At 66.6% G+C, this 24806-nt stretch carries 21 protein-coding genes and 3 tRNA genes; 8 read left to right on the top strand and 16 right to left on the bottom strand.

Annotated elements, in window-relative coordinates; genetic code table 11:
- Window positions 1-40: 40 nt before the first annotated feature.
- Window positions 41-901 carry a LysR family transcriptional regulator gene (locus tag AC6LJ9_RS02050; RefSeq protein WP_212318351.1) on the bottom strand — a complete coding sequence of 287 codons (861 nt, stop codon included), beginning with the start codon at window positions 899-901 and terminating at the stop codon, window positions 41-43.
- 134 nt (window positions 902-1035) lie between these two features.
- On the opposite strand from AC6LJ9_RS02050, the gene AC6LJ9_RS02045 reads away from it, so the two are divergent.
- Window positions 1036-1428 (top strand): tautomerase family protein, encoded by a 393-nt coding sequence (locus tag AC6LJ9_RS02045; protein WP_498146265.1) that lies wholly within the window; start codon window positions 1036-1038, stop codon window positions 1426-1428.
- Window positions 1429-1571: 143 nt separating this feature from the next.
- On the opposite strand, the gene typA is transcribed toward AC6LJ9_RS02045, so the two are convergent.
- From typA to scpB, 8 genes are all read right to left on the bottom strand, one after another.
- The gene (gene typA, locus AC6LJ9_RS02040) at window positions 1572-3395 is read right to left on the bottom strand and encodes a translational GTPase TypA (RefSeq protein ID WP_498146264.1); all 1824 of its coding nucleotides are present in this window, start codon (window positions 3393-3395) and stop codon (window positions 1572-1574) included.
- Complete coding sequence (truB, locus tag AC6LJ9_RS02035) at window positions 3392-4141, bottom strand: tRNA pseudouridine(55) synthase TruB (RefSeq protein ID WP_498146263.1); 750 nt, start codon at window positions 4139-4141, stop codon at window positions 3392-3394. Before truB ends, typA begins: the two co-directional genes overlap by 4 nt.
- 40 nt (window positions 4142-4181) lie before the next feature.
- Window positions 4182-4583 (bottom strand): 30S ribosome-binding factor RbfA, encoded by a 402-nt coding sequence (rbfA, locus tag AC6LJ9_RS02030; RefSeq protein WP_498146262.1) that lies wholly within the window; start codon window positions 4581-4583, stop codon window positions 4182-4184.
- Between the two features lie 27 nt (window positions 4584-4610).
- Window positions 4611-7652, bottom strand: coding sequence for a translation initiation factor IF-2 (infB, locus tag AC6LJ9_RS02025; protein WP_498146261.1), 3042 nt, complete (start codon window positions 7650-7652; stop codon window positions 4611-4613).
- A gap of 94 nt (window positions 7653-7746) precedes the next feature.
- The gene (nusA, locus tag AC6LJ9_RS02020; RefSeq protein ID WP_212318337.1) at window positions 7747-9225 is read right to left on the bottom strand and encodes a transcription termination factor NusA; all 1479 of its coding nucleotides are present in this window, start codon (window positions 9223-9225) and stop codon (window positions 7747-7749) included.
- The gene (rimP, locus tag AC6LJ9_RS02015; protein ID WP_103273396.1) at window positions 9222-9719 is read right to left on the bottom strand and encodes a ribosome maturation factor RimP; all 498 of its coding nucleotides are present in this window, start codon (window positions 9717-9719) and stop codon (window positions 9222-9224) included. Before rimP ends, nusA begins: the two co-directional genes overlap by 4 nt.
- A 450-nt stretch (window positions 9720-10169) precedes the next feature.
- The gene (gene rluB / locus AC6LJ9_RS02010) at window positions 10170-11993 is read right to left on the bottom strand and encodes a 23S rRNA pseudouridine(2605) synthase RluB (protein WP_498146260.1); all 1824 of its coding nucleotides are present in this window, start codon (window positions 11991-11993) and stop codon (window positions 10170-10172) included.
- Between the two features lie 35 nt (window positions 11994-12028).
- Complete coding sequence (gene scpB / locus AC6LJ9_RS02005) at window positions 12029-13258, bottom strand: SMC-Scp complex subunit ScpB (RefSeq protein WP_498146325.1); 1230 nt, start codon at window positions 13256-13258, stop codon at window positions 12029-12031.
- Window positions 13259-13326: 68 nt separating this feature from the next.
- On the opposite strand from scpB, the gene AC6LJ9_RS02000 reads away from it, so the two are divergent.
- Window positions 13327-13403 (top strand) — tRNA-Met (locus AC6LJ9_RS02000).
- Between the two features lie 86 nt (window positions 13404-13489).
- On the top strand, window positions 13490-13978 hold the full coding sequence (locus AC6LJ9_RS01995) for a hypothetical protein (RefSeq protein ID WP_498146259.1): 489 nt from the start codon (window positions 13490-13492) through the stop codon (window positions 13976-13978).
- A gap of 99 nt (window positions 13979-14077) precedes the next feature.
- Here the strand turns inward: AC6LJ9_RS01995 and AC6LJ9_RS01990 are convergent, their stop codons facing one another.
- The 4 genes from AC6LJ9_RS01990 to AC6LJ9_RS01975 form a co-directional block, all read right to left on the bottom strand.
- Window positions 14078-14986 carry a LysR family transcriptional regulator gene (locus AC6LJ9_RS01990; RefSeq protein WP_212318331.1) on the bottom strand — a complete coding sequence of 303 codons (909 nt, stop codon included), beginning with the start codon at window positions 14984-14986 and terminating at the stop codon, window positions 14078-14080.
- A gap of 103 nt (window positions 14987-15089) precedes the next feature.
- A complete protein-coding gene (locus tag AC6LJ9_RS01985) occupies window positions 15090-16085 on the bottom strand; it encodes a CobW family GTP-binding protein (protein ID WP_498146258.1) in 996 nt (331 codons plus the stop codon).
- 45 nt (window positions 16086-16130) lie between these two features.
- Window positions 16131-17378 carry a zinc metallochaperone GTPase ZigA gene (gene zigA, locus AC6LJ9_RS01980; protein WP_498146257.1) on the bottom strand — a complete coding sequence of 416 codons (1248 nt, stop codon included), beginning with the start codon at window positions 17376-17378 and terminating at the stop codon, window positions 16131-16133.
- Window positions 17379-17743: 365 nt separating this feature from the next.
- A tRNA-Asn gene (locus AC6LJ9_RS01975) sits at window positions 17744-17819 on the bottom strand.
- A 222-nt stretch (window positions 17820-18041) separates the two neighbouring features.
- On the opposite strand from AC6LJ9_RS01975, the gene AC6LJ9_RS01970 reads away from it, so the two are divergent.
- From AC6LJ9_RS01970 to AC6LJ9_RS01955, 4 genes are all read left to right on the top strand, one after another.
- Window positions 18042-18117, top strand: a tRNA-Thr gene (locus AC6LJ9_RS01970).
- A 218-nt stretch (window positions 18118-18335) separates the two neighbouring features.
- Window positions 18336-18995 carry a response regulator gene (locus AC6LJ9_RS01965; RefSeq protein ID WP_103273391.1) on the top strand — a complete coding sequence of 220 codons (660 nt, stop codon included), beginning with the start codon at window positions 18336-18338 and terminating at the stop codon, window positions 18993-18995.
- Window positions 18992-20323, top strand: a complete 1332-nt coding sequence (locus AC6LJ9_RS01960) for an ATP-binding protein (protein WP_498146256.1) — start codon at window positions 18992-18994, stop codon at window positions 20321-20323. Before AC6LJ9_RS01965 ends, AC6LJ9_RS01960 begins: the two co-directional genes overlap by 4 nt.
- 108 nt (window positions 20324-20431) lie before the next feature.
- Window positions 20432-21874, top strand: a complete 1443-nt coding sequence (locus tag AC6LJ9_RS01955) for a DegQ family serine endoprotease (protein WP_498146255.1) — start codon at window positions 20432-20434, stop codon at window positions 21872-21874.
- A gap of 11 nt (window positions 21875-21885) precedes the next feature.
- On the opposite strand, the gene maiA is transcribed toward AC6LJ9_RS01955, so the two are convergent.
- From maiA to AC6LJ9_RS01940, 3 genes are read right to left on the bottom strand one after another with little or no spacing between them, the layout of a single operon-like run.
- On the bottom strand, window positions 21886-22530 hold the full coding sequence (gene maiA, locus AC6LJ9_RS01950; RefSeq protein ID WP_498146254.1) for a maleylacetoacetate isomerase: 645 nt from the start codon (window positions 22528-22530) through the stop codon (window positions 21886-21888).
- A 56-nt stretch (window positions 22531-22586) separates the two neighbouring features.
- Window positions 22587-23561, bottom strand: a complete 975-nt coding sequence (gene ispH / locus AC6LJ9_RS01945) for a 4-hydroxy-3-methylbut-2-enyl diphosphate reductase (RefSeq protein WP_212320282.1) — start codon at window positions 23559-23561, stop codon at window positions 22587-22589.
- Window positions 23561-24037, bottom strand: coding sequence for an FKBP-type peptidyl-prolyl cis-trans isomerase (locus AC6LJ9_RS01940; protein ID WP_212320284.1), 477 nt, complete (start codon window positions 24035-24037; stop codon window positions 23561-23563). Before AC6LJ9_RS01940 ends, ispH begins: the two co-directional genes overlap by 1 nt.
- Window positions 24038-24088: 51 nt before the next feature.
- On the opposite strand from AC6LJ9_RS01940, the gene radC reads away from it, so the two are divergent.
- Complete coding sequence (gene radC, locus AC6LJ9_RS01935; protein ID WP_212320286.1) at window positions 24089-24766, top strand: RadC family protein; 678 nt, start codon at window positions 24089-24091, stop codon at window positions 24764-24766.
- The last annotated feature ends 40 nt before the right edge of the window (window positions 24767-24806 follow it).

Raw genomic sequence — 24806 nt, 5'->3', positions numbered from 1 at the left:
GCGGCATTGCCTGCCCCTTCGACGCCGCTTCGGCGTCCTGTCAGCGCAGGGCCTGCGCGATCACCTCGCGCGCCCTGGCGACGAACGCATCCTCGCCGGGCCGGGCGGGCAGCACCCGGAACGCCGCCTGCGGCAACGCCGGCAGGTCCGGCGCGTCCAGCCGCGCGATGCCCGGCGCCAGCGCCGACTCGTTCAGGCAGGCCACGCCCAACCCCGCCGCCAGCGCCAGCTGCAGGCCGGCCACGCCTGACGCCACGTGCGCCACGGCATACGCGATGCCACCACGGGTCAGCGTGCGCTCGGCGTACTGGCGCAACGCACAGGTCTCGGGCAATGCCAGCAGCGGCAGCGGGTCGCGTCCCGGCCGCGCGCCTTGCGCCGCCATCCACATCAAGGGCTCGCGCCGCAGCACCTCGCCCGCCGGAATTCCGTCCTCCGCGCCGCGCTCCCGGACGACCATGGACACGCCCACGTCGATGCCGCCGCGCTCATAGGCGCTCTCGATCTCGCCGCTCTTCATGATCCTGACGTACAGCCGCAACTGCGGATATTGCTCGTTCAGCCGGCGCAGCATGCGCGCCACATCGCCGGGACGGAAATAGTCCGTGATGCACAGGTTCAGCTCGCCGCGCATGGGCACGCCGCGCAGGTCGCGATAGGCCGCGTCGCTGAGCGCCAGGATGGCGCGGGCGTGCTCCAGCAGGCGCAGGCCCGCCGGCGTCGCCGTCACGCCATTCTTGCCGCGCAACAACAGCGGCTGGCCGGCCCGCTCCTCCAGCTTGCGCATCTGCTCGCTGACCGAGGATTGCGACAGGAACACGCGCGGGGCGGCGGCGGTCAGGCTGCCGGCATCCAGCACGGCGACCAGGGTGCGTAGCTGATCCAGGTCGAAACCGGCCATGGGCAGTCCTTATCTAATGGATTTAACGATGGATAAGATCGTAAATTCCCGCTTTTCCGATGTCAATGTAACGCCTAGACTGGCTTCAGCCATCCGGCCTTTCCAATCCGATCCTCCACTTGAAGGAGCCTGCCATGCCCCATATCGTTGTCCACCTGTCCGGCCAGCCCGACCCCGCCATCAGCCGCCGCGTCGTCGAATCCGTCGCCGGGCTGACGCAGTCCGTGCTGGGCAAGAAGCTGCCGGTCATCGCCATCACGCTGCAATACATCCCCCACGAACAATGGTTCATCGGCGGGCAGGCGCTATCCGAGCTGGGCAGGAACGCCTTCCACCTGGACATCAGCGTCACCGACGAGACCAACACCAAGGCCGAGAAGGCGCGCTACATCCAGGAAATCCATGATGCCTTCCGAGGCATCCTGAGCGAACTGCACGAGTGCTCGTATGTGCACGTGATCGATGCGCGCGCCGCGGCGTATGGGTATGGCGGCCGGACGCAGGAGTACCGGCATCAGCACGGCTGAGGCGCGGACCGCGCGAGCGCCGGCGCCAACCCGCGAAGGCGGATGTGCCGGCCAAAGAAAAAACCCCTTGATCGCTCAAGGGGTTCGTTCCTGTCGGCGTCCGACAGGGCAAGCGACGCGCGGGGCCAGGCCCCGCGCCGTGCTTACACCGCCGATTCGCGGGCGGCACGCTTGCGCTCGTGCTCTTGCAGGTAGCGCTTGCGCAGGCGGATCGACTTGGGCGTCAGTTCGACCAGTTCGTCGTCGTCGATGAATTCGACGGCGTACTCCAGCGACATCTGGATCGGCGGCACCAGGCGCACCGCTTCGTCCGTGCCGGAGGCGCGCACGTTGGTCAGCTGCTTGCCCTTGATCGGGTTCACGACCAGGTCGTTGTCACGGCTGTGGATGCCGATGATCATGCCTTCGTACAGCGCTTCGCCCGGGTTCACAAACATGCGGCCGCGATCCTGCAGCTTCCACAGCGCATAGGCCACGGCGTCGCCGTTGTCCTGGCTGATCAGCACGCCATTGCGGCGCTCGCCGATCGAGCCTTCCTTGATGGGCGCGTATTCGTGGAAGATGTGGCTCATCAGGCCCGTGCCGCGCGTCAGCGTCAGGAACTCGTTCTGGAAGCCGATCAGGCCGCGTGCCGGGATCAGGTATTCCAGGCGGGTGCGGCCACGGCCGTCCGGCTGCATGTCCTGCAGGTCGCCCTTGCGGCGGCCCAGCTCTTCCATGACGCCGCCCTGGTGGGCGTCTTCGACGTCGACGGTCAGCGACTCGAACGGCTCGCACTTGACGCCGTCGACTTCCTTGAACACCACGCGCGGACGCGACACGGCCAGCTCGTAGCCTTCGCGGCGCATCGTTTCCAGCAGGATGGTCAGGTGCAGTTCGCCACGGCCCGACACTTCGAACACGGTGTCATCGCCGGTGTCGCGCACGCGCAGCGCCACGTTGGACTTCAGTTCGCGGTCCAGGCGGTCGCGCAGCTGGCGGCTGGTCACGAACTTGCCTTCGCGGCCGGCCAGCGGCGAGGTGTTGACCATGAAGTTCATGGTCAGCGTGGGCTCGTCGATGCGCAGCATGGGCAGCGGCTCTTGCGCCACCGGATCCATCACGGTGGAACCGATGCCGATTTCCTCGATGCCGTTGATCAGCACGATGTCGCCGGCTTCAGCTTCATCCACCACCACGCGCTCCAGGCCATGGAACTTCAGCACCTGGTTGATGCGGCCACGACCGCCCTGGCCTTCGGGGCCGAACTTGTAGGCGATTTCCATGCCGGGACGCATGCGGCCACGGTTGATGCGGCCGACGCCGATCTTGCCCACGTAGCTGCTGTAGTCCAGCGAGATGATCTGCATCTGCAGCGGAGCGTTGGGATCGTCGTCGCGCTGCGGCACGTGCTGCAGGATGGCGTCGAACAGCGGGCGCATGTCGCCTTCGCGCACGTCGGGGGTCAGGCCGGCATAGCCGGACAGGCCCGAGGCGTACACCACCGGGAAGTCCAGCTGCTCGTCGGTGGCGCCCAGCTTGTCGAACAGGTCGAACGTGGCGTTGATGACGAAGTCGGTGCGCGCGCCCGGACGGTCGACCTTGTTGACCACGACGATGGGCTTCAGGCCCAGGGCCAGCGCCTTGCGGGTCACGAAGATGGTCTGGGGCATCGGGCCTTCGACCGCGTCGACCAGCAGCAGCACGCCGTCCACCATGGACAGCACGCGCTCGACTTCACCGCCGAAGTCCGCGTGTCCCGGGGTATCGACGATGTTGATGTGCGTGCCCTGGTATTCGACGGCGCAGTTCTTGGCCAGAATGGTGATGCCGCGTTCCTTTTCCAGGTCGTTCGAGTCCATGACCCGTTCGGTCAGCGCCTGGTTTTCGCGGAAGGTGCCCGATTGGCGCAGCAGCTGGTCGACCAGGGTGGTCTTGCCGTGGTCCACGTGGGCAATGATGGCGACGTTGCGCAGGGCGCGAGTCATAGCGAGTCCTTTAAGGTTTTGGAAGGCAGCAGGCCCTCCGGCAATTCGTTCAATGCAAGCAATGCCTGCTTGGGGTCTGGCATGGCCTGCAAGGCGTCCAGCGTGACGGCGCGGTCCAGCGAAAACGGCCCGACGTGCGTGCGCCGCAGCGCCGCCAGGTGGGCATAGCACCCCAGCGCGCGCCCGATGTCCTGGGCCAGCGTGCGGATGTACGTGCCTTTACTGCATGCGACATCGATCTCTGCCTGCGTCCCGGACAGGGACAGCAGCTCGATGCGGTAAATCGTGATCTGGCGCGGCGACCGCTCCAGCTCGATACCCTGCCGCGCGTACTCGTACAGCGGCTTGCCGTCGCGCTTGAGCGCCGAGTACATGGGCGGAATCTGCTCGATCGTGCCCGAAAAACGTGACAGCGCATCGCGCAGCGCCTGTTCCGTGACCGTGAAGCCGGGCGCGGCCGTGGCGACGACGTTGCCGGTCAGGTCGCCGGAATCGGTTTCCTCGCCAAATTGCAGCGTAGCGCGATATGTCTTGTCGGCGTTGAGCATGGCGCCGGAAATCTTGGTCGCCCGGCCCATACAGCACAGCAAGAGGCCGGTCGCGAAAGGGTCGAGCGTGCCGGTATGGCCGGCCTTGGCCGCATCCACCGTGCGTTTGGCGCGCTGCAGGGCGTGGTTGCTCGACAAACCCACGGGTTTGTCGAGCAACAGCACACCGTCGAGCGCAAGCCCGCGTCGTTTAGCCATCGTCGGAATCCGGAAAGTTGAAGCAGCGACGACAGCCCGTTCAGGACTGGTCTTCAGGTTCGTCAGGCACGCCCGAATGGGGGCCGGACCGGTTCGCGCGGTCGATGAGGATCGACATTTCAATGCCACGGGCAATCTGCTCGTCGTGGAAGAAGCGCAAAGTGGGGACAGTATGAATGTGCAGCAGCTTGTACAGCTGCGAGTGCAGCCAGCCGGCCTTTTCGTTCAGCAAGGCGGTCGCGGCCTCGGGCTCGGCGCCCAGGACCGTGAAATACACCTTCGCGTGCGCGTAGTCGGTCGACAGCTCCACTCCCGAGAGCGTGATCAGTCCAGCGCGGGTCATGTCGATCTCGCGCTGGATGATCCCGGCCAGATCCTTCTGGATCTGGTCGGCCAGCCGCAGATTGCGGCCGGGGATGGCTTTGGACTTGTGACGGCTCATGTAGAGATAAAGCTCGCGGACGCTGCCTTACAGCGTACGCGCGATTTCCTTGATTTCAAAGACTTCCAGCTGGTCGCCCACCTGGATGTCATTGTTGCCGCGCAGCGTAAGACCGCAATCGAAGCCCGACTTGACTTCCTTGACGTCGTCCTTGAAACGGCGCAGCGATTCCAGATGGCCAGTCCACTGGACAACGTTGTTGCGCAGCAGGCGGACTTGCGAGTCGCGCTTGACCAGGCCGTCCAGCACCATACAACCGGCGATGTTGCCGATGCGGGAGATGCTGTAGACCTCGCGGATCTCGACCAGGCCGATGACCTCTTCCTTCTTCTCGGGCGCCAGCATGCCCGACATGGCTGCCTTCACCTCATCCACGGCGTCGTAGATGATGTTGTAGTAGCGCACATCGATGCCGTTGGACTCGGCCAGCTTCTTGGCGCTGGCTTCGGCGCGGACGTTGAAGCCGATCACCACGGCGTTGGACGCGATGGCCAGGTTGATGTCGCTTTCCGAGATGCCGCCCACGGCGGCGTGCACGACCTGCACGCGCACTTCGTCGGTGGACAGCTTGGTCAGCGACTGCACCAGCGCTTCCTGCGAACCCTGGACGTCGGTCTTGACGATCAGCGCCAGGGTCTGCGTGCCTTCGCCCAGGTTGTCGAACATGGATTCCAGCTTGGCGGCCTGCTGGCGAGCCAGCTTGACGTCGCGGAACTTGCCTTGGCGGAACAGCGCGATTTCGCGCGCCTTGCGCTCGTCGGACAGCACCATCAGTTCGTCGCCGGCGGCCGGGACTTCGGTCAGGCCCTGGATTTCCACGGGGATCGACGGACCGGCTTCCTGGATCGGCTTGCCGTTCTCGTCCAGCATGGCGCGCACGCGGCCGAAGCTCGCACCGGCCAGCACCACGTCGCCGCGATGCAGCGTGCCGCTTTGCACCAGGATGGTGGCGACAGGGCCGCGGCCCTTGTCCAGGCGGGCTTCGATGACCAGGCCCTTGGCGGCCGCATCGACCGGCGCCTTCAATTCCAGCACTTCGGCTTGCAGCAGGACGTTCTCGAGCAGATCGTCGATGCCTTCGCCGGTCTTGGCGGACACGGCCACGAAGGGCACGTCACCGCCGTATTCTTCCGGCACCACTTCCTCGGCGACCAGCTCCTGCTTGACGCGATCGGGGTTGGCGCTGGGCTTGTCGATCTTGGTCATGGCCACGACCATGGGCACGCCGGCGGCCTTCGCATGGTGGATGGCTTCGCGGGTCTGCGGCATCACGCCGTCGTCCGCCGCGCACACCAGGATGACGATGTCGGTGGCCTTGGCGCCGCGGGCACGCATGGCGGTAAACGCCTCGTGGCCCGGAGTGTCGAGGAAGGTGACCATGCCGCGCTCGGTTTCGACGTGGTAGGCGCCGATGTGCTGCGTGATGCCGCCGGCTTCGCCCGCGGCGACCTTGGCGCGGCGGATGTAGTCCAGCAGCGAGGTCTTGCCATGGTCGACGTGGCCCATGACGGTCACGACCGGCGCGCGCGACAGTTGCTCGGATTCCGACACGGTGGCCGATTCGTCCAGGAAGGCTTCCGGATCGTCCAGCTTGGCAGCGATGGCGACGTGGCCCAGTTCCTCGACCACGATCATGGCCGTTTCCTGGTCCAGCACCTGGTTGATGGTGACCATCTGGCCCAGCTTCATCAGGTGCTTGATGACTTCCGCGGCCTTGACGGACATCTTGTGCGCCAGGTCGGCCACGCTGATGGTCTCGGGCACGTGGACTTCGCGTGCAATGAATTCCTGCGGCGCCGGCTCGTTGCGGCGATCGTTCTGCTGGTTGCGACCGCCACGGCCGCCGCCCTTGCCGCCGCCCTTGCCGCCGGCACGCCAGCCGTCGCGGCTGGCGGGCGCAGCCGGCTTGTCGGCCGGCTTCTTGCGGGAGGAGTCGTCGGACCAGGTCGAGGCGACTTCGGCCGTCTTGATGGTCTTCTTCGTGCCCGGAGCGCCCGGCTTGGCGTCCTTCTTGGCGGCGCCAGCGGGCGCGGCGGCGGTCTTGCCGGCCGGCTTGTGCAGCGTGCCCGACAGCGGCGCGGCAGGCGCTTCCGGTTCGGGAGCGCGCAGCACCTTGCGCGGACGGTTCAGCATCTCGCGCAGCGCGGCGGCTTCGGCCTCGGCGGCGCGGCGCGCCTCGTCGCGGGCGGCGTTGGACGCCACCGGCGGCATGGCGCGACGCGTGTCGGCGGGACGGGCGGCCTTGGGCGCGGCGGCGGGTTCAGCCTTCGCGGGCGCCTTGGCGGGTTCGGACTTGGCGCCGGGCTGCGGGGCCTGCGCGGCAGGCGCGGCGGCCTGCGAGGAAGAGGATTCTGACTTGGTAGCTAGCACAACGGGTTCCGGCTTGGCTTCTTCAGCCTTGGGCTCGGTGGGTTCAGTCTTGACTTCGGGCTTGGCCTCTTGGGCCACGGGCTCGGCAGGAGCGGATGCCGGCGTCGATTCGGACTCGGGCTGCGCCTGGACTTCAGGGGCCTGTTCCTTGACGGGGGCGGGCGCTTCGGCCGCGACGGATTCAACGGGCGCAGCCGCTTGCGCCGGCTCGGGCGCTTCGACTACGACGGGCTTGGCCTCGGGCGCCGGCTCGGCGGGAGCCTGCGCCTGCACGGGCGCGGCTTCGCGGATCGGTTCCTGGGGAGCGGCGGGCGCGGCCGTTGCCGGCACGCTCGCTTCTTCTGCAGCAGCGGCTTCTTCTTCCGCGCGCACGGCGGCGGCGTGCTCTTGCGCCAGCTCGGACGGATCACGCTTGACGAAGACGCGCTTCTTGCGCACTTCGACCTGGATGGTGCGCGAGCGACCGGTGGCGTCCGCCTGACGGATCTCGGAGGTCTGGCGCCGCGTCAGGGTGATCTTCTTGCCTTCGGTCGCGCCGTGGGCCCGACGCAGCGAGTCGAGCAATTTCGCCTTGTCGCTGTCGGTGACGGAATCGTCAACCGATTTGAGGTCAACGCCAGCCGAACGCAACTGCTCCAGCAGCACGTTGGCAGGCATTTTCAGCTCGGTAGCGAACTGGGCGACGGTGTTACTCGACATTAGGCTCTCTCTTCCCTATATGCAGCTATGACAAACAACGTGAACTCGCGGCGGATGAAGGCGTTCCGTCCGCCGCGGACGCGTGTCCTTATGGTTATTCCTCGTCGAACCAATGGGCACGGGCACGCATGATCAGATCGCTGGCTTCCTGCTCGGTCAGGCCGGCGATTTCCGCCAGTTCGTCCGTCGCCAGTTCAGCCAGATCGTCACGCGTATGCACCTGACGCTCGGCCAGCTTGGCAGCCAGCTCGGGCGTCACGCCTTCGAGTTCCAACAGGTCCTGCGCGGTCTCAAGACGCTCTTCCTGGGCGATCGCCTCGGTCAGCAGCGCATTGCGGGCGCGGGCACGCAACTCATTGATGGTGTCTTCGTCGAACGCCTCGATTTCCAGCAGTTCCTGCATGGGAACGTAGGCGATTTCCTCGATACCGGTAAAGCCTTCGTCGATCAGGATGTCAGCGACTTCCTCGTCGACGTCCAGCTTGTTCATGAACGTGGCACGCAGCGCGGACCGCTCGACTTCCTGGCGGTTCAGGCTTTCTTCCGGCGTCATGATATTGATCTGCCAGCCGGTCAGCTCGGACGCCAGGCGCACGTTCTGGCCCTTGGCGCCGATGGCCTTGGGCAGGTTTTCCTCGTCCACCACCACGTCCATCGCGTGCTTGTCTTCATCGACGACGATGGATTCGACGTTGGCCGGGGCCAGCGCGCCGATCACGAACTGCGCCGGGTCTTCGGACCACAGCACGATATCGACCTGTTCGCCGCCCAGCTCGTTGCGGACCGCGGTGACGCGCGAACCGCGCATGCCCACGCAGGTGCCGATGGGATCGATGCGCTTATCGTAAGCCACCACGGCGATCTTCGCACGCACGCCAGGATCACGGGCGGCGGCCTTGATCTCGAGCAGACCCTGCTCGATCTCGGGCACTTCGTTCTCGAACAGCTGGCGGATGAATTCCGGCGAGGTGCGCGACAGGATGACCTGCTGGCCACGGGCGGCGTGATCCACGCGCAGCACATAAGCGCGCACGCGGTCGGCCACGCGCAGGTTTTCCTTCGGGATCATTTCCGAGCGCGGCAGGCGGGCTTCGATCTTGCCGGTCTCGACGATGACGTCGCCCTTGTCCATGCGCTTGATGGTGCCGGACACGATGGTCTCGCCACGATCCAGGAAGTCGTTCAGGACCTGCTCGCGCTCGGCGTCGCGGATCTTCTGCAGGATCGCCTGCTTGGCGGCCTGGGCGCCGATGCGGCCGAACTCGACGGGCTCGAGGGCCTCTTCGATGTATTCGCCAGCCTGGATGCCAGGCACCATTTCCTGGGCGTCCGACAGCATTTCCTGCTTGTCGGGCTCTTGCAGGCCCGCTTCGTCGGGCACGACCAGCCACCGGCGGAACCCTTCGTGGCTGCCGGTTTCCCTATCGATGGAGACGCGGATTTCGGCGTCGTCCTTGAAACGCTTTTTCATGGCCGAGGCCAGCGCACTTTCGAGTGCTCCGAATACCACGTCGCGCGTGACGTTCTTTTCGCGCGCCAAGGCATCGACCAACAGAAGAATTTCGCGACTCATCGCTTTTTGCCCTTGAAATCCAGAACGGGGTCCAGTTTTGCGCGCTCGACATCGTCGAGCGAGAAGTTCAACACCTGCACTTCGTTCTTTTTTGCCTCAAATTCGAGACCGAACACGGTCTTTTGCGCCTGGCCGGCTTGCGGCTCGGCGTCATCCTCGGGCACGACCAGCGTGCCGGAGAAGACCTTGCGTCCATCCATGGCCTCGCGCAGCTTGATCTCGATGCGCTCGCCCGCGAAACGGCGGAACTCGGCCTCGGTGCGCAGCGGGCGGTCCACGCCCGGCGAACCGACTTCGAGCCGCTTGTAGTCGACGTTCTCGACTTCGTACACCCGCGACAGCTGGCGAGACACCTGCTCACAGTCTTCGATGCGCACGCCGCCGATCCGATCGATCGTCACGCGCAAAAGGCCCAGGGCGGCACGCTCGACGTCGACGAGTTCGACGTCCATGCCGGCCAGAGCCTCTTCGGTCAATGCGAATAAATCAGCCATATACTCAAAAAAAATGGGCTGCACGCCCAGCCCATCGTATTGCGCAATGCCCGGCCGCTGCCCTACTTCACGTAAGGAGCAATGCCAGGCAGCGCCCAAATTGCGACCTAAAAATGCGGCAATCGGCCCAAGCCGATTTGCCCTGCCTCGCCCGCGCACGCCAAAAAAAAGCACCGCTGGCAAAAGCGCCGCTTTGCGTCACGTCCTTCAAGCCGGCCCTGATGCTGGCATCCCTTGCTGGTATCCCCTTTATTAGGGGCAACCCGCAAGGCTGGCGAAGGCACGCAAAGACGCGAAAGCCATGAAAACCATTGATTTTACCAGATAAACCGGAAAAACGCCTGATACCTCACGGGCTTACGATTAAGCGGGACGAATCAACCGGGACGCCCCGCCAGCAGCCGCTCCGCCGCGAGGGCGGAACGACTTCAAGCAAACGCCGACCAGGGCTCAGCGCCCCTGGCGACCCCGGCCGCCACCCAGCACGCCCAGGCGCGACTCGTGCGCACTGGCGCCGCGCGGCTGCCAATCATCGCCTCGCGGCGAGGAACCGCGCGACGAACGCGACTTGTTGCCGCCCTGCCCGGCACTCTTGCCGGCCTGGCCGCCCGCGCCCTTGCCCGCGGCGCGCGATCCTTCGGCCTTGTTGCCGCCGCGACCGGCTCCGGCCGGCTTGGCGCCGCCACGGCTGCCACGCGCGCCCGCCGGCTTGCCGGCAGTCTTCGCGCCGCCGGCACGCCGCCCGGCGCCCGGAGCGCCGGCCGCCGCACCGCCTTCCGCCGGCGAGTAGGCCGCTTGAGCGCCCTGCTCGGCGGCTGCGGCGGCGCGATTGCCGCGCGGCTTGCCGCCGGACTTGCCGCCAGCGGGCTTGCCGCCCGCCTTGGCTCCAGCCTTGTTGCCCGACGCGGCGCCGCGACCGCCGGGCTTGCCGCCCTTGCGGTTGCCTTCGCTGCCGCCACCACCGCCGCCACCACCAGCCAGCGGATGACCGTTGGCGTACCCGCCCGCGATCATCAGGCCGGTGCCGAACGGATCGGAGGGACAAGCGGCGGCCTGGCCGGCGCTGCCCTGGCGACCGCCTTGCAGCTTGCCGCGGCGTCCGATGCGCGCGCCGTTCATGCCGTTGCGGTCCATGGTGCCAAAACCAGGAGGCAAGGCGCTGTCATGCGATTGCGGCTGCTTGGAGCGGCGGCGGTTGCCACCGCCGGAATCGTCGTCTTCGCGCAACAGGCCCAGCTGGACCATCAGCGCCGTGACCAGCGAGGCATCCAGCTCGTCCCAGCGACCGCGGCGCAGCGTGCGCGGCAGCACGATATCGCCGAAGCGGGTGCGGATCAGCCGGCTGACGGTGACGCCCACGGCCTCGAACATGCGGCGGACTTCGCGGTTGCGCCCTTCCTGCAGCGTGACGCGATACCAGCGGTTGCTGCCGTCGCCGCCCAGGTAGTCCAGCGCGCCGAACGCGGCCAGGCCATCTTCCAGCTCGATGCCCTCGACCAGCGAGCGGCGCTGCGCTTCGTCCATCTCGCCCAGCACGCGCACGGCGTACTCGCGTTCGGTGCCGTAGCGCGGGTGCATGATGCGGTTGGCCATGTCGCCCGAGGTCGTGAAGATCAACAGGCCTTCGGTGTTCAGGTCCAGGCGCCCCACCGACAGCCACTTGCCGGTGCGCAGCTTGGGCAGGCGCGCGAACACGCTGGCGCGGCCGCCCGGATCGTCATGACTGACGATCTCGCCGGCCGGCTTGTGATACAGGATCACGCGCGGCGGCTTCTTGGTATTGGCGCGCATGATCGGCTTGCCGTTCACGCGCACCTGATCATTCGGGGCCACGCGCTGGCCGATATGGGCGGGTTCGCCGTTGACAGACACGCGGCCGGCCACGATCAGCTCTTCCATTTCGCGGCGCGAGCCGATGCCGGCGTCCGCCAGCACCTTGTGCAGCTTCGGCATGACCGCTTCGCTGTTCAGGTACTTGCCCAGCCGCTGTTCCATGCGGTCGGCGGTGTCCAGATAGGACAGCGCCTGCTCGGCTTCCTGCTCGCCGCCACGGGAATCCTGCGACTCGACCGGGCCGGACGGGGCAGCGGCCTGGCCTTCCGCGGCCGGCGCCTGTTCGGCGGCGGCATCGCCGCGACGGCGGCGGAACGGCGTGCGCAACTTGCGGCCACGACCACGGGCGGCATCGCCCTCGGCAGCCGGCTCGCGAGCGGCGGAGGCTTCCGGCTGCGCGCCGGAAATGGCGTCATCCGGACGGGGATTATCGTCCTGCATTGCTGTATTCGTTGTCACTGGGACAGCTCCGAATTTCAAACTTGGGCGGGCCTGCCGGCGGCAGGCTCATCATCATCAGGAGGCACGGGCTCTCGGCCCGCATCGGTTTGTTCCGCGGCCTCGCCATCGGGCGAGCCGTCGGACGCGGCATCCGGCATAGGCTGAACGGCGGCCTCATGGCCAACCTCCGGCTCAAGCCCGGCAACGCCTTGCGGCACGACGCCGGCCGCGTCATTCTGGTCATTCGATTTCGCCGATTCCGCATGTCCGGCGGCATGAGCCGCCGCGATCTCGTCGGCGGACTCCACGTCGGTATTGGAAATATCATTGCCGACCGCAGTGCCAAGGGTATCGGCATGCGCATCGGATTCAGGACCGGCGCCGGATGTCTCGTCAGCGGCGGCGGCGGCATGGCCGGCGCCTGGAAGCTCGGGCTCGCCAGACAGACCGTCAGCCGGCGATCCTGCAGCCAGCTGGTCCGCGGGACCAGCGTCGCCGTCATCGCGCGAAAGCGAGGATTCTACGCTATCGTCCGCCGCCACGGAAACCGGCAGCGACGGAACAGACAATTCCGCTTGCGGGATACTGTCGCCAGCACCACCGCCCGCCACGTCGAGTTCCGCCTGAACGCCCGCCCCATCCTGCGGCGCATCGCCCTCTCCGGCAACGCCAGCTTCGCCTTCGGCCGGCGCCTCGCCCAGCGGCTGCGCATCGCCCAGATCCAGCCCGGCCAGGGCCGCGGCGGCCTGCGCCGATTCCAGCGGAGGCAGCTCATCCAGCGCGCGCAGCCCCAGGTCATCCAGGAACTGGCGGGTCGTGCCAAATAGCGCGGGCCGCCCGGGCGCGTCGCGATGGCCGATCACTTCGATCCAGCCACGATCCTCGAGCGCCTTGACGATCTGGGACGACACTGTGACGCCGCGTATGTCCTCGATGTCACCGCGCGTCACCGGCTGGCGCCAGGCGACGATCGCCAGCGTTTCCATGACGGCGCGCGAGTACTTCGGCGGCTTCTCGGGACTCAGCCGCTCCAGGTAGCGCTGCATTTCAGGACGGCTCTGAAAGCGCCAGCCCGTGGCCAGCTGCACCAGTTCCAGGCCACCGTCGGCCCAATTGGCCTGCAAGGTTTCCAACAGCCCGCGCAAGGCGGTGTTGTCGAATTCCTCATCGTTGCCGAACAGCTTGCGCATGTCAGCCAGTTGCATCGGCTGCACGGCGCACAGAAGTGCGGTTTCCAGGACGCGTATTGCCTCGCTATCGTTCATCGACATTCATATTCAAAGTGGACCAACTTGCGTTGGATGGAAAATAAGGCTAATATTCTTTTCTCAGACGCGGGGTGGAGCAGTCTGGCAGCTCGTCGGGCTCATAACCCGAAGGTCGTAGGTTCAAATCCTGCCCCCGCAACCAAATTGATCAAGGCCTGGCATCTGCCGGGCCTTTTTCATTTCCGCTCGCGATACCGAGATCAGGCGGACGTAGGCGCGGATGCAAGCATGGACGCCAGCGGCGCGGACGCAAACACAGATGCAGGCACACACCCCCGCGACAGCCACAGCGGAACGCCCCGCCAGATCGGCGATTCCGCGAATGACTGCGTAGGTTTGCGACATACTCAAGAGACGTTCCTGTATTGGCACCCGGCCACCCTGCTCACGACGGATATGCCAAATATCCGCACACTCGGGCTGGAGCAATGCGTGTGCGCAGCCCTGCTGCGGCAAACGCTTAATCAAATTCCGGAAAAGCGGGCATATAAAGCCCACGCAGCCTGCGGACACTCCGGCAATCCGGAGCCATACGCCGCGGCGATCGATAATCAAGGACCCGATACGTCAGGCATCGGACGGCCGACGAAATCCTGCGCCGAAAACCGGAACCCCGATGCGCTCCCTCCGCACGGACGGCATTCCGTTCCGCGCCGCTACGGCCACCCATCTGGCCGCGCCCGTGATTTTTGGACGTTTTCTAAGACTATATCCTAGCGAACATTGGCCCTGCCGCAAATCGTGATCCGGAATCGTGTTCCGCCACGCCGCGCAAGGCGCTCAGGCGGGCAAATTATACCGCCATATATCTCGCCCTCAAGCGCCGGCCGGCTTATCCCAAGGCGCCGGCCCCAGTCGTTCCACCAGAAAATCCAGCATGGACCGCAGCACCAGCGGCATCTGCCGGCGCGACACATAGACGCCGTAGATGCCCAATTCCTGCGGCCTGGCCTGGGGCAGAATGACCCGCAACTGGCCGGAAGCGATGTATTCGGCCGCGTAGTAGGTCGGCAACATCGCGATCCCTGCCCCCTCCAGTGCGGCGCGCAACAGAACCGACACCTCGTTGGCGCTGATATTTCCGTCCACCGGCACATCGACGGGCTCGCCGTCGCGCTCGAAGCGCCAGAGGCTCTTGCCGAAGTAGGAATGCGTCAGGCAGTTGCGCAGGGACAGGTCCTCGATCCGTGCCGGCTCCCCTTCCCGCTCCAGGTATTCCGGAGAGGCGCACACCACCGAGCGGCAGACGGCCAGCTTGCGGGCGATGAGATTGGGATCCAGGTCATTGGTGATGCGCACGGCCAGGTCCACCCGCTCTTCGACCAGGTTGACTGCGCGCTCGACCAGCATCAGGTCCACCGATGTGCCCGGATGCAGCTTGACGTAGTCGGCGACGATGCCCGCCAGGTGACGCGAACCGAACGACATGCTGGTCGTGATCCGCAACAGCCCCTTGGGCGTATCGTCGGGCGTGGATACGGCGCTGCGCAGATCCCCCACCATGTCCAGCATCTGCCGGCAACGCGGCAGCGTTTCGGCGCCGGCGGGCGTCAGGCTGAGCCGGCGGGTCGTGCGGTGCAACAGCCGCACGCCAACCCACTGCTCCATTTCGGCGAGATACCGCGACACCATGGCCCTGGACATGTCCAAATGCACGGCCGCCGCCGACAAGCTCCCTCTGTCGGCGACCTCGACAAACACCTGCATGGCTTTCAAGCGATCCATGATTGTCTCGAATCGTGCATAAGACGGTTCCGTTTATACCGTATTTCCATGCATTTTCCGTACATGCGATATGGCAAAGGGTGCGATTCGCGCACCGACCGTCTCATGCGGGCAACTGGCCCAGGGCGCGCCGCAGGCAGGCCTGCACCTCGGCCGCGTCCGGTCCGCGCAGGATGCACACCAGGCGGGACGCCCGCTCGTCCGACGGCCACTGCGGCAGCGTCCGCAAGGGGTACAGCTCGCCATGCACGCCGTGCACCTCGCAAGGCAGCGTCTCGCCTTCGAAACAGACCAGCCCCTTCAGGCGCAACAGGCCTTGCCCATACCGCTCCTGGACCAGCGAGATGCCCGCCAGGAAGGCCGCACGACCAATGGGTGCATCCAGCGTCAGGCTGAAGCTGGACACCATGCCATGCCTGCCCGCCACCGGCTGCGCGAACGCCCGCAACCAGTTCGACAGCTCCACCCGCCGCGTCGCGGCATCCGGCCAGCCCGCCAGCGCCTCGACCAACGGTGAGTCCTGCCGCTGCACGCAGCGCCTTGCACCCGGATTGACGGCCTCGACCTGCCGTTGCAGGGACTGCAACGAGGCATCCTCGGCCAGGTCGGCCTTGCTGAACACGACGGTGTCCGCCAGGGCCAGCTGACGGGCCGCCTCGGGCTGTTCCGCCAACTGCCCCGCGCCATGCTGCGCATCCACGACCACAATGGCGCCGCGATAGGCATAGCGCTCGGCCAGGAAGCGATCATGCTTCAGCGTGAACAACACGGGCGCCGGGTCGGCCAGGCCGCTGGTCTCGATGAGCACGCGGCGAAATGGCTTGATCTGCCGGCGCAACGCCAGCATGAACAAGTCCCGCAACGCATCGACCACCGCGCCGCTGACCGCGCAGCACAGGCAGCCGCCTTCGACCAGCATGATGTTGTCCTGGGCCAGGCGCACCAGGTGATGGTCCACGCCCACGTCGCCATACTCGTTGACGATCACCACCGCGTCCGAATACGCCGGTTCCTGCAGCAGGCGGTTGAGCAGCGTCGTCTTGCCGCTGCCTAGAAACCCGGACAGCACGGTCACGCCGATGCGTTTTTCTTCGTCCATGAACCTCGATTCCACCCGCAGCATCCGCCGCATTCACGCCCCGACTCAATCGCCGGACGCCTGCGCCGGCCCCCAGACGGGAAACGGATCCGGCAAGGCGCGCAATTCTTCCACAGGCAGGGCCAGTTCGTCCTGCGTCATCAGGCAGGCATGCAAACCTGCCCGCAAGGCGCTTTCGTCCATGCCGATGCCGATCAGCACCAGCTCCTGGCACCTGTCGCCATAGACCGGATCCCAATCCGCCACGATCTGCGCGCGCGCCTCTGCCTCCTGCGGCCATCGCTCGCGCGGCAACGCCGCCCACCAGTAGCCCGCCGCGCCGTGCCGCGAGACCGGCCCGGCCTGCGACCATGATGCGGCAAACGCGGGACGCGTCGCAAGCCAGAAATAGCCCTTGGAGCGCATCACGCCCGGCCACTCCTGGCGCATCCAGTCCCACAGGCGCTGCAGATGGAAGGGTCGCCGCGCGCGAAAGACGAAACTGCCGATGCCGTACTGCTCGCTCTCGGGCACATGCTCGCCGCGCAACGCCTTGAGCCAGCCCGGCGCCTGCGCGGCCGCCTCGAAATCGAAACGCCCCGTATCCAGCACCTTGGCCAGCGGGACGCTGCCGAACTCGCTGCGCACGATATCCGCCCTTGGATTGAGCTTGCGCAGCATCGCCTCCAGCCGGCCCAGCTCCTGCCCGGAAAGCAGGTCGATCTTGTTCAGCACCATCACATCGCAGAACTCGACCTGTTCGATCAGCAGGTCCACAACCGTGCGCTCATCTTCCTCGCCCAGCGTCTCGCCGCGCGCGGCCAGGCGGTCCTCGCTGGCGTAGTCGCGCAGGAAGTTGAAGGCATCGACCACCGTCACCATGGTGTCCAGCCGCGCCACGTCCGACAAGCTGGCGCCGTCCTCGTCGCGGAACGTGAAAGTCTCGGCCACCGGCAGCGGCTCCGAGATGCCGGTGGACTCGATCAACAGATAGTCAAAGCGCCGCTCGGCGGCCAGCCGCCCGATCTCCAGGAGCAAGTCCTCGCGCAGCGTGCAGCAGATACAGCCGTTGTTCATCTCGACCAGTCGCTCCTCCGAACGCGACAGGGACGCCCCGCCGTCGCGGACCAGCCTCGCATCGATATTGACTTCCGACATGTCGTTCACGATGACCGCCACCCGCAGCCCGTCGCGGTTGTTCAGCACATGGTTGAGCAAGGTGGTCTTGCCCGCCCCCAGGAAACCGGACAACACCGTCACCGGCAGACGCCGGTCCCGCGCCAGCCCTTCATCTTCCATTCTCACCGTCGCCATCACACGCCCCTCATCCAAAAATGAAATGTTATTACATAACTAAATCTGGAGATAGGAAGGGCTCATGACGAGCCAAACAACACCTGCGCGCTCCGCACGAATGGCGCAAGAAGGGAGCGGCGCGAAATTCGTCCAGGGCCTCGCCGGACCAGCGCGACAGAGTTGAACAGGAAGGATGGGAAGACGACCGCTTGCGCGCGCTCGCAGCCGCGAAAGCCACTCAGAAGCACTCGGGTGTGGCCGCCCGCGCACAGCGCGCCAAGTCAACGAGGGCGCGGCTGCAAAGCAACCAGGGGGGCATACGAAATCGGGCGCCCGGAAAGCCAAAAGGGCCACTCACTTGCGTGAGTGGCCCCAAAATTCTTTGGCTCCCCGAGCTGGGCTCGAACCAGCGACCTGCGGATTAACAGTCCGTCGCTCTACCGACTGAGCTATCGGGGAACTGCTAAGAAACGAGATTATGAACGAAAATTTTGAAGTATGCAAACGCCGGTTTTTTTGCCAGAAAACGCGTCTCTTGTTTCCCATTGCAAAAAAACTCTGATATGATTTCGGTCTTTCCAGATCAGGCCCTAAAAATCCCGATCCTGGAAGGAACAAAAGAGCAAGTAGATTTTTTTGCCCGCCACGGGAGTCATTCCAAGGCATCAGGCAAATGGTCTTGCCGGCATAGCTCAGTTGGTAGAGCAGCGCATTCGTAATGCGAAGGTCGTAGGTTCGACTCCTATTGCCGGCACCAGAATTCCAGGAAAAAGCAGCCGCCAGGCTGCTTTTTTCGTTTCCGGTCCCTGCACCGCCGCCAGCGCGCCCTTGCCCGCGCCACCGCCCGCCCGAGGGTTCCCACCGCAGCCCCTCCCTTACCCAAACGCCGCAACAATGCAGCCACCGCGCTGCAGGGAACTCGGGCACGATCCCGCGCATCCAATCTGCTGGACTCCTTTCCGCCACACACCGCCCATGCGCATCCTGCTTGTCGAAGACGACACCATGATCGGCGAAAGCGTGCTCGACTGCCTGCGCGCCGAACACTACGCGGCCGACTGGGTCAAGGACGGCAACGCCGCCGACCTGGCCCTGCGCACCGGCCCCTATGACCTGATCCTGCTGGACCTCGGCCTGCCTCGGCGCGACGGCCTGACGCTGCTGCGCGAACTGCGCGCCCGCAAGGACCGCACGCCGGTCCTGATCGCCACCGCGCGCGACGCCGTCAGCGACCGCATTGCGGGGCTGGACGCCGGCGCGGACGACTACATCGTCAAACCCTATGACGTGGACGAGCTGCTGGCCCGCATGCGCGCGCTGATCCGACGCAGCGCCGGGCGCGCCGAGCCCGTCTATGAGCACGAAGGCGTGAGCATCGACCCGCAATCGCGCGAAGTCACTGTCAACGGCGCGCCCGTCACGTTGACCGCGCGCGAATGGGCCGTGCTGGAGCCGCTGATCGCCCGCCCGGGCATGATCTATTCGCGCGCCCAGCTCGAGGAAAAGCTCTACAGCTGGAAGGACAGCGTCAGCAGCAACGCCGTCGAGGTATATATTCATGGCCTGCGCAAGAAACTGGGTCAGGACCTGATCCAGAACGTCAGGGGCGTCGGCTATGTCATACCCAAAACATGAGCATTCCGCTTAGCTATTCGCTGCGGGCCAGGCTGCTGTTCTTCCTGCTCGCCGCCATCGTGGTCGGCGCGCTGGTGCAGGGCACGATCGCCTACCGCAGCACCTTGCAGCAGGCCGACGATATCTTCGATTCGCTGCTGCAGCGGACCGCGCTGTCGCTGGGCACCGGCGACGGCCTGCTCAGCACCGGCCCGACGCATGCGCGCGGCGCCGGCACGCCCTTCGCCGACGATCTCATCATCCAGATCTGGACGCCCGACGGGCTGCGCGTCTTCAACTCCCGTTCGCGGCAGCCGCTGCCGGACCAGATCGTGCTGGGCTTCTCCGACGCCAAGGTCGAAGGCAGCACCTACCGCGTCTATTCGCTGGCCACGCCATTCCAGGTGATCCAGGTGGCGCAGGACATGGGCGTGCGCACGCACATGGCGCGTTCCCTGGCGCTGCGCACCATCGCGCCGATCGCCGCGGCCGCGCCGCTGCTGATGCTGGTCATCTGGTGCGTGGTCAGCTGGTCGCTGCGGCCCGTGAAGCGGGCGCGCGCGCAGGTGGCCGCGCGCCAGCCCGAAGACCTGTCGCCCGTCAGCACCGACGACGTGCCGGACGAGATCCGCCCGCTGCTGCAGGAACTGAACCTGCTGCTGGAGCGCATGCGCGGCGCCTTCGCGCTGCAAAAGCAATTCGTCGGCGATGCCGCGCACGAGCTGCGCTCGCCGCTGGCGGCGCTGCGCCTGCAGTCGCAGGCCTTGCAGCGCGCGCACGACCCCGAGTCCCGCCGCGTGGCCGAACAGCGCCTGACGGCCGGGATCGATCGCGCCACCCGACTGATCGAACAGCTGCTGTCGCTGGCCCGGCATGAAGGCGCGGCCGAGCGCCCGGCGCCGGACAGCGTCGACCTGGACGACGTCATCCGGCAGGCCGTGTCCGAAACGCTGCAGGATGCCAACGCGAAATCCATCGCGCTCGCCATGCACGCGCCGGCGCCAGTTCAGGTCCGCGGCCATCGCGAAGACCTGGTGCTGCTGATCCGCAACCTGCTGGACAACGCGATCAAGTATTCGCCGCCCGGTTCGCGCATCGATCTCGGGCTGGCCGCGCCGGACGGCCGCGCCTCGCTCACGGTCGATGACCAGGGCCCCGGCATCGCGCCGGCCGAACGCGCGCGCGTCTTCGACCGCTTCTACCGCGCCGAGGGCAACAGCCAGCACGGCAGCGGCCTGGGCCTGGCGATCGCCCGCTCGATCGCCGAAGGCCACGATGCCTCGATCGTCCTGGAAGACGCGCCCGGCGGCCAGGGCCTGCGCGCGCGGGTGGATTTTCCCGCCGCCTGACCCCAATCGCGCCACGGCGCCCGGCCCCGCCGTTCCAGCCTTAAGATTCCCCTAAGCCTCAGGCCCGAACATGGCTCCATGTCCTTCAACATGAACGCAGGAGCCGACATGAAGACCACGCTACTCAAACCCTCGCGCCTCGCGCTGGCGCTGCTGGCCGCGGGCACGATCGGCGGCGCGGGCGCCGCCGCCACGCTGGGCGCGATGACGCCGGCCGTCGCCGCCCCGGCGCCCGCCGCATCCGCCCCCATCGCGCCGTCCAGCCCGCCGAATTTCGCGCAGATCACCCGCGACTACGGCCCCGCCGTGGTCAACATCAGCGTCAGCGGCACGCGCAAGGTCTCGGTCATGGACGACGATGACCCCTTCGCCCAGTTCTTCGGCCAGATCCCCGGCGCGCGCGGCCGCATGCCGGCGCGCGAAGTGCCGATGCGCGGCGAGGGCTCGGGCTTCATCATCAACAGCGACGGCCTGATCCTGACCAACGCCCACGTCGTGCAGGACGCCAAGGAAGTCACGGTCAAGCTGACCGACCGCCGCGAATACCAGGCCAAGGTGCTCGGCGCCGACCCGCAGACCGACGTGGCCGTGCTCAAGATCGAGGCGAAGAACCTGCCGGTGGTGAAGGCCGGCGACGTCAACCAGCTGCAGGTCGGCGAATGGGTGCTGGCCATCGGCTCGCCCTACGGCCTGGAAAACACGGCGACCGCCGGCATCGTCAGCGCCAAGGGCCGCTCGCTGCCGGACGACACTTCGGTGCCGTTCATCCAGACCGACGTGGCCGTCAACCCCGGCAACTCGGGCGGGCCGCTGTTCAATGATCGCGGCGAAGTGGTGGGCATCAACTCGCAGATCTACAGCCGCACGGGCGGCTTCCAGGGCCTGTCCTTCTCGATCCCGATCGATGTGGCCTACAAGATCAAGGACCAGATCCTCGAGCACGGCAAGGTCCGGCACGCGCGGCTGGGCGTGACGGTGCAGGAAGTGAATCAGGACCTGGCCAATTCGTTCAAGCTCGACACGCCCGCGGGCGCGCTGGTCGCCAGCGTCGAAAAGGGCAGCGCCGCCGAACGCGCCGGCCTGCAGCCGGGCGATGTGGTGCGGCAGATCAACGGCAAGACCATCGTGTCGTCCGGCGACCTGGCGTCGATGATCACGCTGGCCTCGCCCGGCGACAAGCTCAAGCTGGATGTCTGGCGCAACGGCTCGCCCAAGGAACTGAGCGCCACGCTGGGCGGCGTGCCGAAGGACAAGGCGACCGCGTCGTCCGACACCCGGGAAGTCCAGCGCGGACAACTGGGCCTGGCGTTGCGTCCGCTCAGTCCGCAGGAGCAGCGCCAGGCCGGCGCCGAGGGCCTGCTCATCGAGCAGTCCGCCGGCCCCGCCGCCAAGGCCGGCATACAGCCGGGCGACGTGCTGTTGTCGCTGAACGGGGTGCCGGTACACGACATCGGGCAGGTCAAGGCGGAACTCGCCAAGGCCGGCAAGACCGTCGCGCTGCTGGTGCAGCGCGGTGACGACAAGATCTTCGTGCCGGTGCGGATCGGCTGATCCGCGCGCGCTTACTCCGCGTCGGGCTGCTTGCCCGGCGCGGCGGCATCGAAGGCCGGCAGCTCGCGGCAGGCCGCGTCGATGCGCACGACCGTGGGCATGGCGGACAGGTCGCACTCCAGGCGGCGCGCGTTGGCCACCTGTGGCACCAGGCAGATATCGGCGATGGTGGGCGTGTCGCCATGGCAATAGCGGCCGGTGGCGGACGAGGCCGTCAATAGCGCCTCGAAGGCCTGCAGCCCCTGGTGCACCCAATGGCGGTACCAGGCGTTCTTGGCGTCTTCGTCCACGCCCAGCGTGTGCTTCAGGTACTTCAGCACGCGCAGATTGTTCAGCGGATGCGTGTCGCAGGCGATGCCCAGCGCCAGGTCCCGCACCCGCGCGCGGCCGATGGCGTCGGCCGGCAGCAGCGGCGTCTGCGGATGGGTTTCTTCCAGGTATTCGATGATGGCCAGCGACTGGCCGATGACCGCATCGCCGTCGATCAGCGTGGGCACCAGCGCCGTGGGATTGAGCTTGCGGTAGTCGGCCGACAACTGCTGGCCGCCATCCTTGAGCAGGTGCACCGGCACGTACTCATAGGACAGCCCCTTCAGGTTGAGCGCGATGCGCACGCGATAAGCCGCGGAACTGCGGAAGTAGCTGTACAACTGCATGTCTTCTCCTTGATTTCGCGCCGCGCGGGGCCTCCCCAGGCCCCGCCGCCGGCTTCTTATTCGAGCGGTTCGACCCGCGCCTTGCGCGACAGCCCCTTGGGCAGCGGAAAGGCCACGTTTTCCTCCAGGCCCGGCATGGTGCGGACCGACACCGCGCCCAGCTCCTTGACGCGCTCGATCACCTGTTGCACCAGGATTTCCGGCGCGGACGCGCCGGCCGTGACGCCGATGCGCTGGCGGCCGGCCAGCCATTCCGGCTGGATCGAGTGCGCGCCGTCGATCAGATACGAGGCCACGCCCTTGCGCTCGGCCACTTCGCGCAGACGGTTGGAGTTCGAGCTGTTCGGACTGCCGACCACCAGCACCAGATCGCAATCCGGCGCCAGGATCTTGACCGCGTCCTGGCGGTTCTGCGTGGCGTAGCAGATGTCGCTCTTCTTCGGTTCGACGATATTGGGAAAGCGCGCCTTGAGCGCCTGCGACACGGCGGCCGCATCGTCCACCGACAGCGTGGTCTGCGTGACATAGGCCAGGTTGTCGGGATCGGCCACCTGCAGGCCGGCCACGTCCTCGACGGTCTCGACCAGGTACATGCCGCCCTGCGCCTGCCCCAGCGTGCCCTCGACCTCAGGATGGCCCTTGTGGCCGATCATGATGATCTCGCGGCCGGCGGCGCGCATGCGGGAGACCTCGATATGCACCTTGGTCACCAGCGGGCAGGTGGCGTCGAACACCTGCAGGCCGCGGGCGTCGGCTTCGGCGCGCACGGCCTGCGACACGCCATGGGCCGAGAACACCACGATGGCGCCTGCGGGGGCGTCCTCGAGCTCGTCGATGAACACCGCGCCCTTGGCGCGCAGGTCTTCCACCACATAGCGGTTGTGGACGATCTCATGGCGCACGTAGATCGGCGCGCCATGCAGTTCCAGCGCGCGCTCGACGATGTCGATGGCGCGATCCACCCCGGCACAGAAGCCGCGCGGCTGCGCCAGCACGACCTCGGCGCCAGCGGCGGTAACGGGCTCGCTCATCACAGCACTCCCAACAGCGCCACGTCCACGCGCAGGCGCACGCCCGCGAGAGGATGGTTGAAATCGAACAGGGCGGACTCGTCGTTGATTTCCTTGAGCACGCCCGAATAGCGCCCGCCGTTCGGCGCGGCGAACTCGACCAGGTCGCCCGGCTCGAAGGCCGCGTCGGCGCCGGCGTGCTCGGCCAGCATCTTGCGGGTGACGCGCTGGATCAGCTCGGGATTGCGGTCGCCATAGGCGTCGACCGGCTCCAGCTCGAAGCCGAAGCGCTCGCCTTCGGCGCGACCGACCAGCGCGGCCTCCATGCCCGGGGCCCACTGGCCGCTGCCCATCTGCAGCGTCGCCGGACGGCCGTCGAAGGTGTCGGTGAAGACCGAATCCTTGCCTGGCCCGGAAGCCAGCGTAATCCGATAGTGCAGCGTCAGGTAGGAATCCGGACGGACAAAAACGTTCACTTCATTAGAGGCGATGCTCAAGATCTGCCACCGTATAGAAACATTGACCAAACCCTGATTTTAGAGCCTCTTATGAATTTGTCTGTCCGCCTGCCCGAACACGGGCGTCCCCGGGAACGGCTGCTGCGTCATGGGGCCTCCGCCCTGAGCGATGCCGAACTGCTGGCCATCGCCCTGCGCACGGGCCTGCCGGGCCTGGATGTGCTGAACCTGGGCAACCAGCTGCTCGACCGCTTTTCCGGCCTGCGCGGGCTATTGGGGGCCACACCGGAGGAACTGCTGGCCGTGCCCGGCCTGGGCGCGGCGAAAGCCTGCATGCTTGCCGCCGTCCTGGAGCTCGCGCGGCGGGCCATCGAGGAAGACCTCACCCGCGACACCGCCCTGGACCACCCCAGGCGCGTCAAGCAGTACTGCAAGACCACGCTGGGCCACCGGCGGATCGAGCACTGCGTCGGCCTCTACCTGGACAGCCAGCTGCGCCTGATCGCCAGCGGCGAACTCGCGCGCGGCACCCTGTCACAGGCCTCGGTCTATCCGCGCGAAGTCGTGCGCGAAGCGCTGCGCCACCATGCCGCCGCCGTGATCATCGCGCATAACCACCCTTCGGGCCTGGCCGAACCCAGCGCCGCCGACCAGGCCTTCACCCGGCACCTGAAGCAGGCGCTGGCGCTGGTGGACGTACGGCTGCTCGACCACCTGATCGTGGCGGGCAACAGCGTGGTATCCATGGCCGAATGCGGCGCGTTCTGACCCCTGCTCGCGGCCGGGGCTGCGCGGCGCGCCGGAATCC

The organism is Achromobacter sp. 1011811831, assembly GCF_059760905.1.
This window is presented reverse-complemented; position numbering and strand designations above follow the sequence as displayed.

Excerpts from the sequence above, each read along its gene's own strand:
- AC6LJ9_RS01965 (WP_103273391.1), top strand. The coding sequence starts at position 18,336 with ATGCGCATCCTGCTTGTCGAAGACGACACCATGATCGGCGAAAGCGTG.
- radC (WP_212320286.1), top strand. The coding sequence starts at position 24,089 with ATGAATTTGTCTGTCCGCCTGCCCGAACACGGGCGTCCCCGGGAACGG.
- AC6LJ9_RS01985 (WP_498146258.1), bottom strand. The coding sequence starts at position 16,085 with ATGGACGAAGAAAAACGCATCGGCGTGACCGTGCTGTCCGGGTTTCTA.
- AC6LJ9_RS01955 (WP_498146255.1), top strand. The coding sequence starts at position 20,432 with ATGAAGACCACGCTACTCAAACCCTCGCGCCTCGCGCTGGCGCTGCTG.
- maiA (WP_498146254.1), bottom strand. The coding sequence starts at position 22,530 with ATGCAGTTGTACAGCTACTTCCGCAGTTCCGCGGCTTATCGCGTGCGC.
- AC6LJ9_RS01995 (WP_498146259.1), top strand. The coding sequence starts at position 13,490 with ATGGACGCCAGCGGCGCGGACGCAAACACAGATGCAGGCACACACCCC.
- rluB (WP_498146260.1), bottom strand. The coding sequence starts at position 11,993 with ATGCAGGACGATAATCCCCGTCCGGATGACGCCATTTCCGGCGCGCAG.
- typA (WP_498146264.1), bottom strand. The coding sequence starts at position 3,395 with ATGACTCGCGCCCTGCGCAACGTCGCCATCATTGCCCACGTGGACCAC.
- zigA (WP_498146257.1), bottom strand. The coding sequence starts at position 17,378 with ATGGCGACGGTGAGAATGGAAGATGAAGGGCTGGCGCGGGACCGGCGT.
- infB (WP_498146261.1), bottom strand. The coding sequence starts at position 7,652 with ATGTCGAGTAACACCGTCGCCCAGTTCGCTACCGAGCTGAAAATGCCT.
- AC6LJ9_RS01990 (WP_212318331.1), bottom strand. The coding sequence starts at position 14,986 with ATGGATCGCTTGAAAGCCATGCAGGTGTTTGTCGAGGTCGCCGACAGA.
- AC6LJ9_RS02050 (WP_212318351.1), bottom strand. The coding sequence starts at position 901 with ATGGCCGGTTTCGACCTGGATCAGCTACGCACCCTGGTCGCCGTGCTG.
- rimP (WP_103273396.1), bottom strand. The coding sequence starts at position 9,719 with ATGGCTGATTTATTCGCATTGACCGAAGAGGCTCTGGCCGGCATGGAC.
- AC6LJ9_RS01960 (WP_498146256.1), top strand. The coding sequence starts at position 18,992 with ATGAGCATTCCGCTTAGCTATTCGCTGCGGGCCAGGCTGCTGTTCTTC.
- ispH (WP_212320282.1), bottom strand. The coding sequence starts at position 23,561 with ATGAGCGAGCCCGTTACCGCCGCTGGCGCCGAGGTCGTGCTGGCGCAG.
- rbfA (WP_498146262.1), bottom strand. The coding sequence starts at position 4,583 with ATGAGCCGTCACAAGTCCAAAGCCATCCCCGGCCGCAATCTGCGGCTG.
- truB (WP_498146263.1), bottom strand. The coding sequence starts at position 4,141 with ATGGCTAAACGACGCGGGCTTGCGCTCGACGGTGTGCTGTTGCTCGAC.
- nusA (WP_212318337.1), bottom strand. The coding sequence starts at position 9,225 with ATGAGTCGCGAAATTCTTCTGTTGGTCGATGCCTTGGCGCGCGAAAAG.
- AC6LJ9_RS02045 (WP_498146265.1), top strand. The coding sequence starts at position 1,036 with ATGCCCCATATCGTTGTCCACCTGTCCGGCCAGCCCGACCCCGCCATC.
- scpB (WP_498146325.1), bottom strand. The coding sequence starts at position 13,258 with ATGAACGATAGCGAGGCAATACGCGTCCTGGAAACCGCACTTCTGTGC.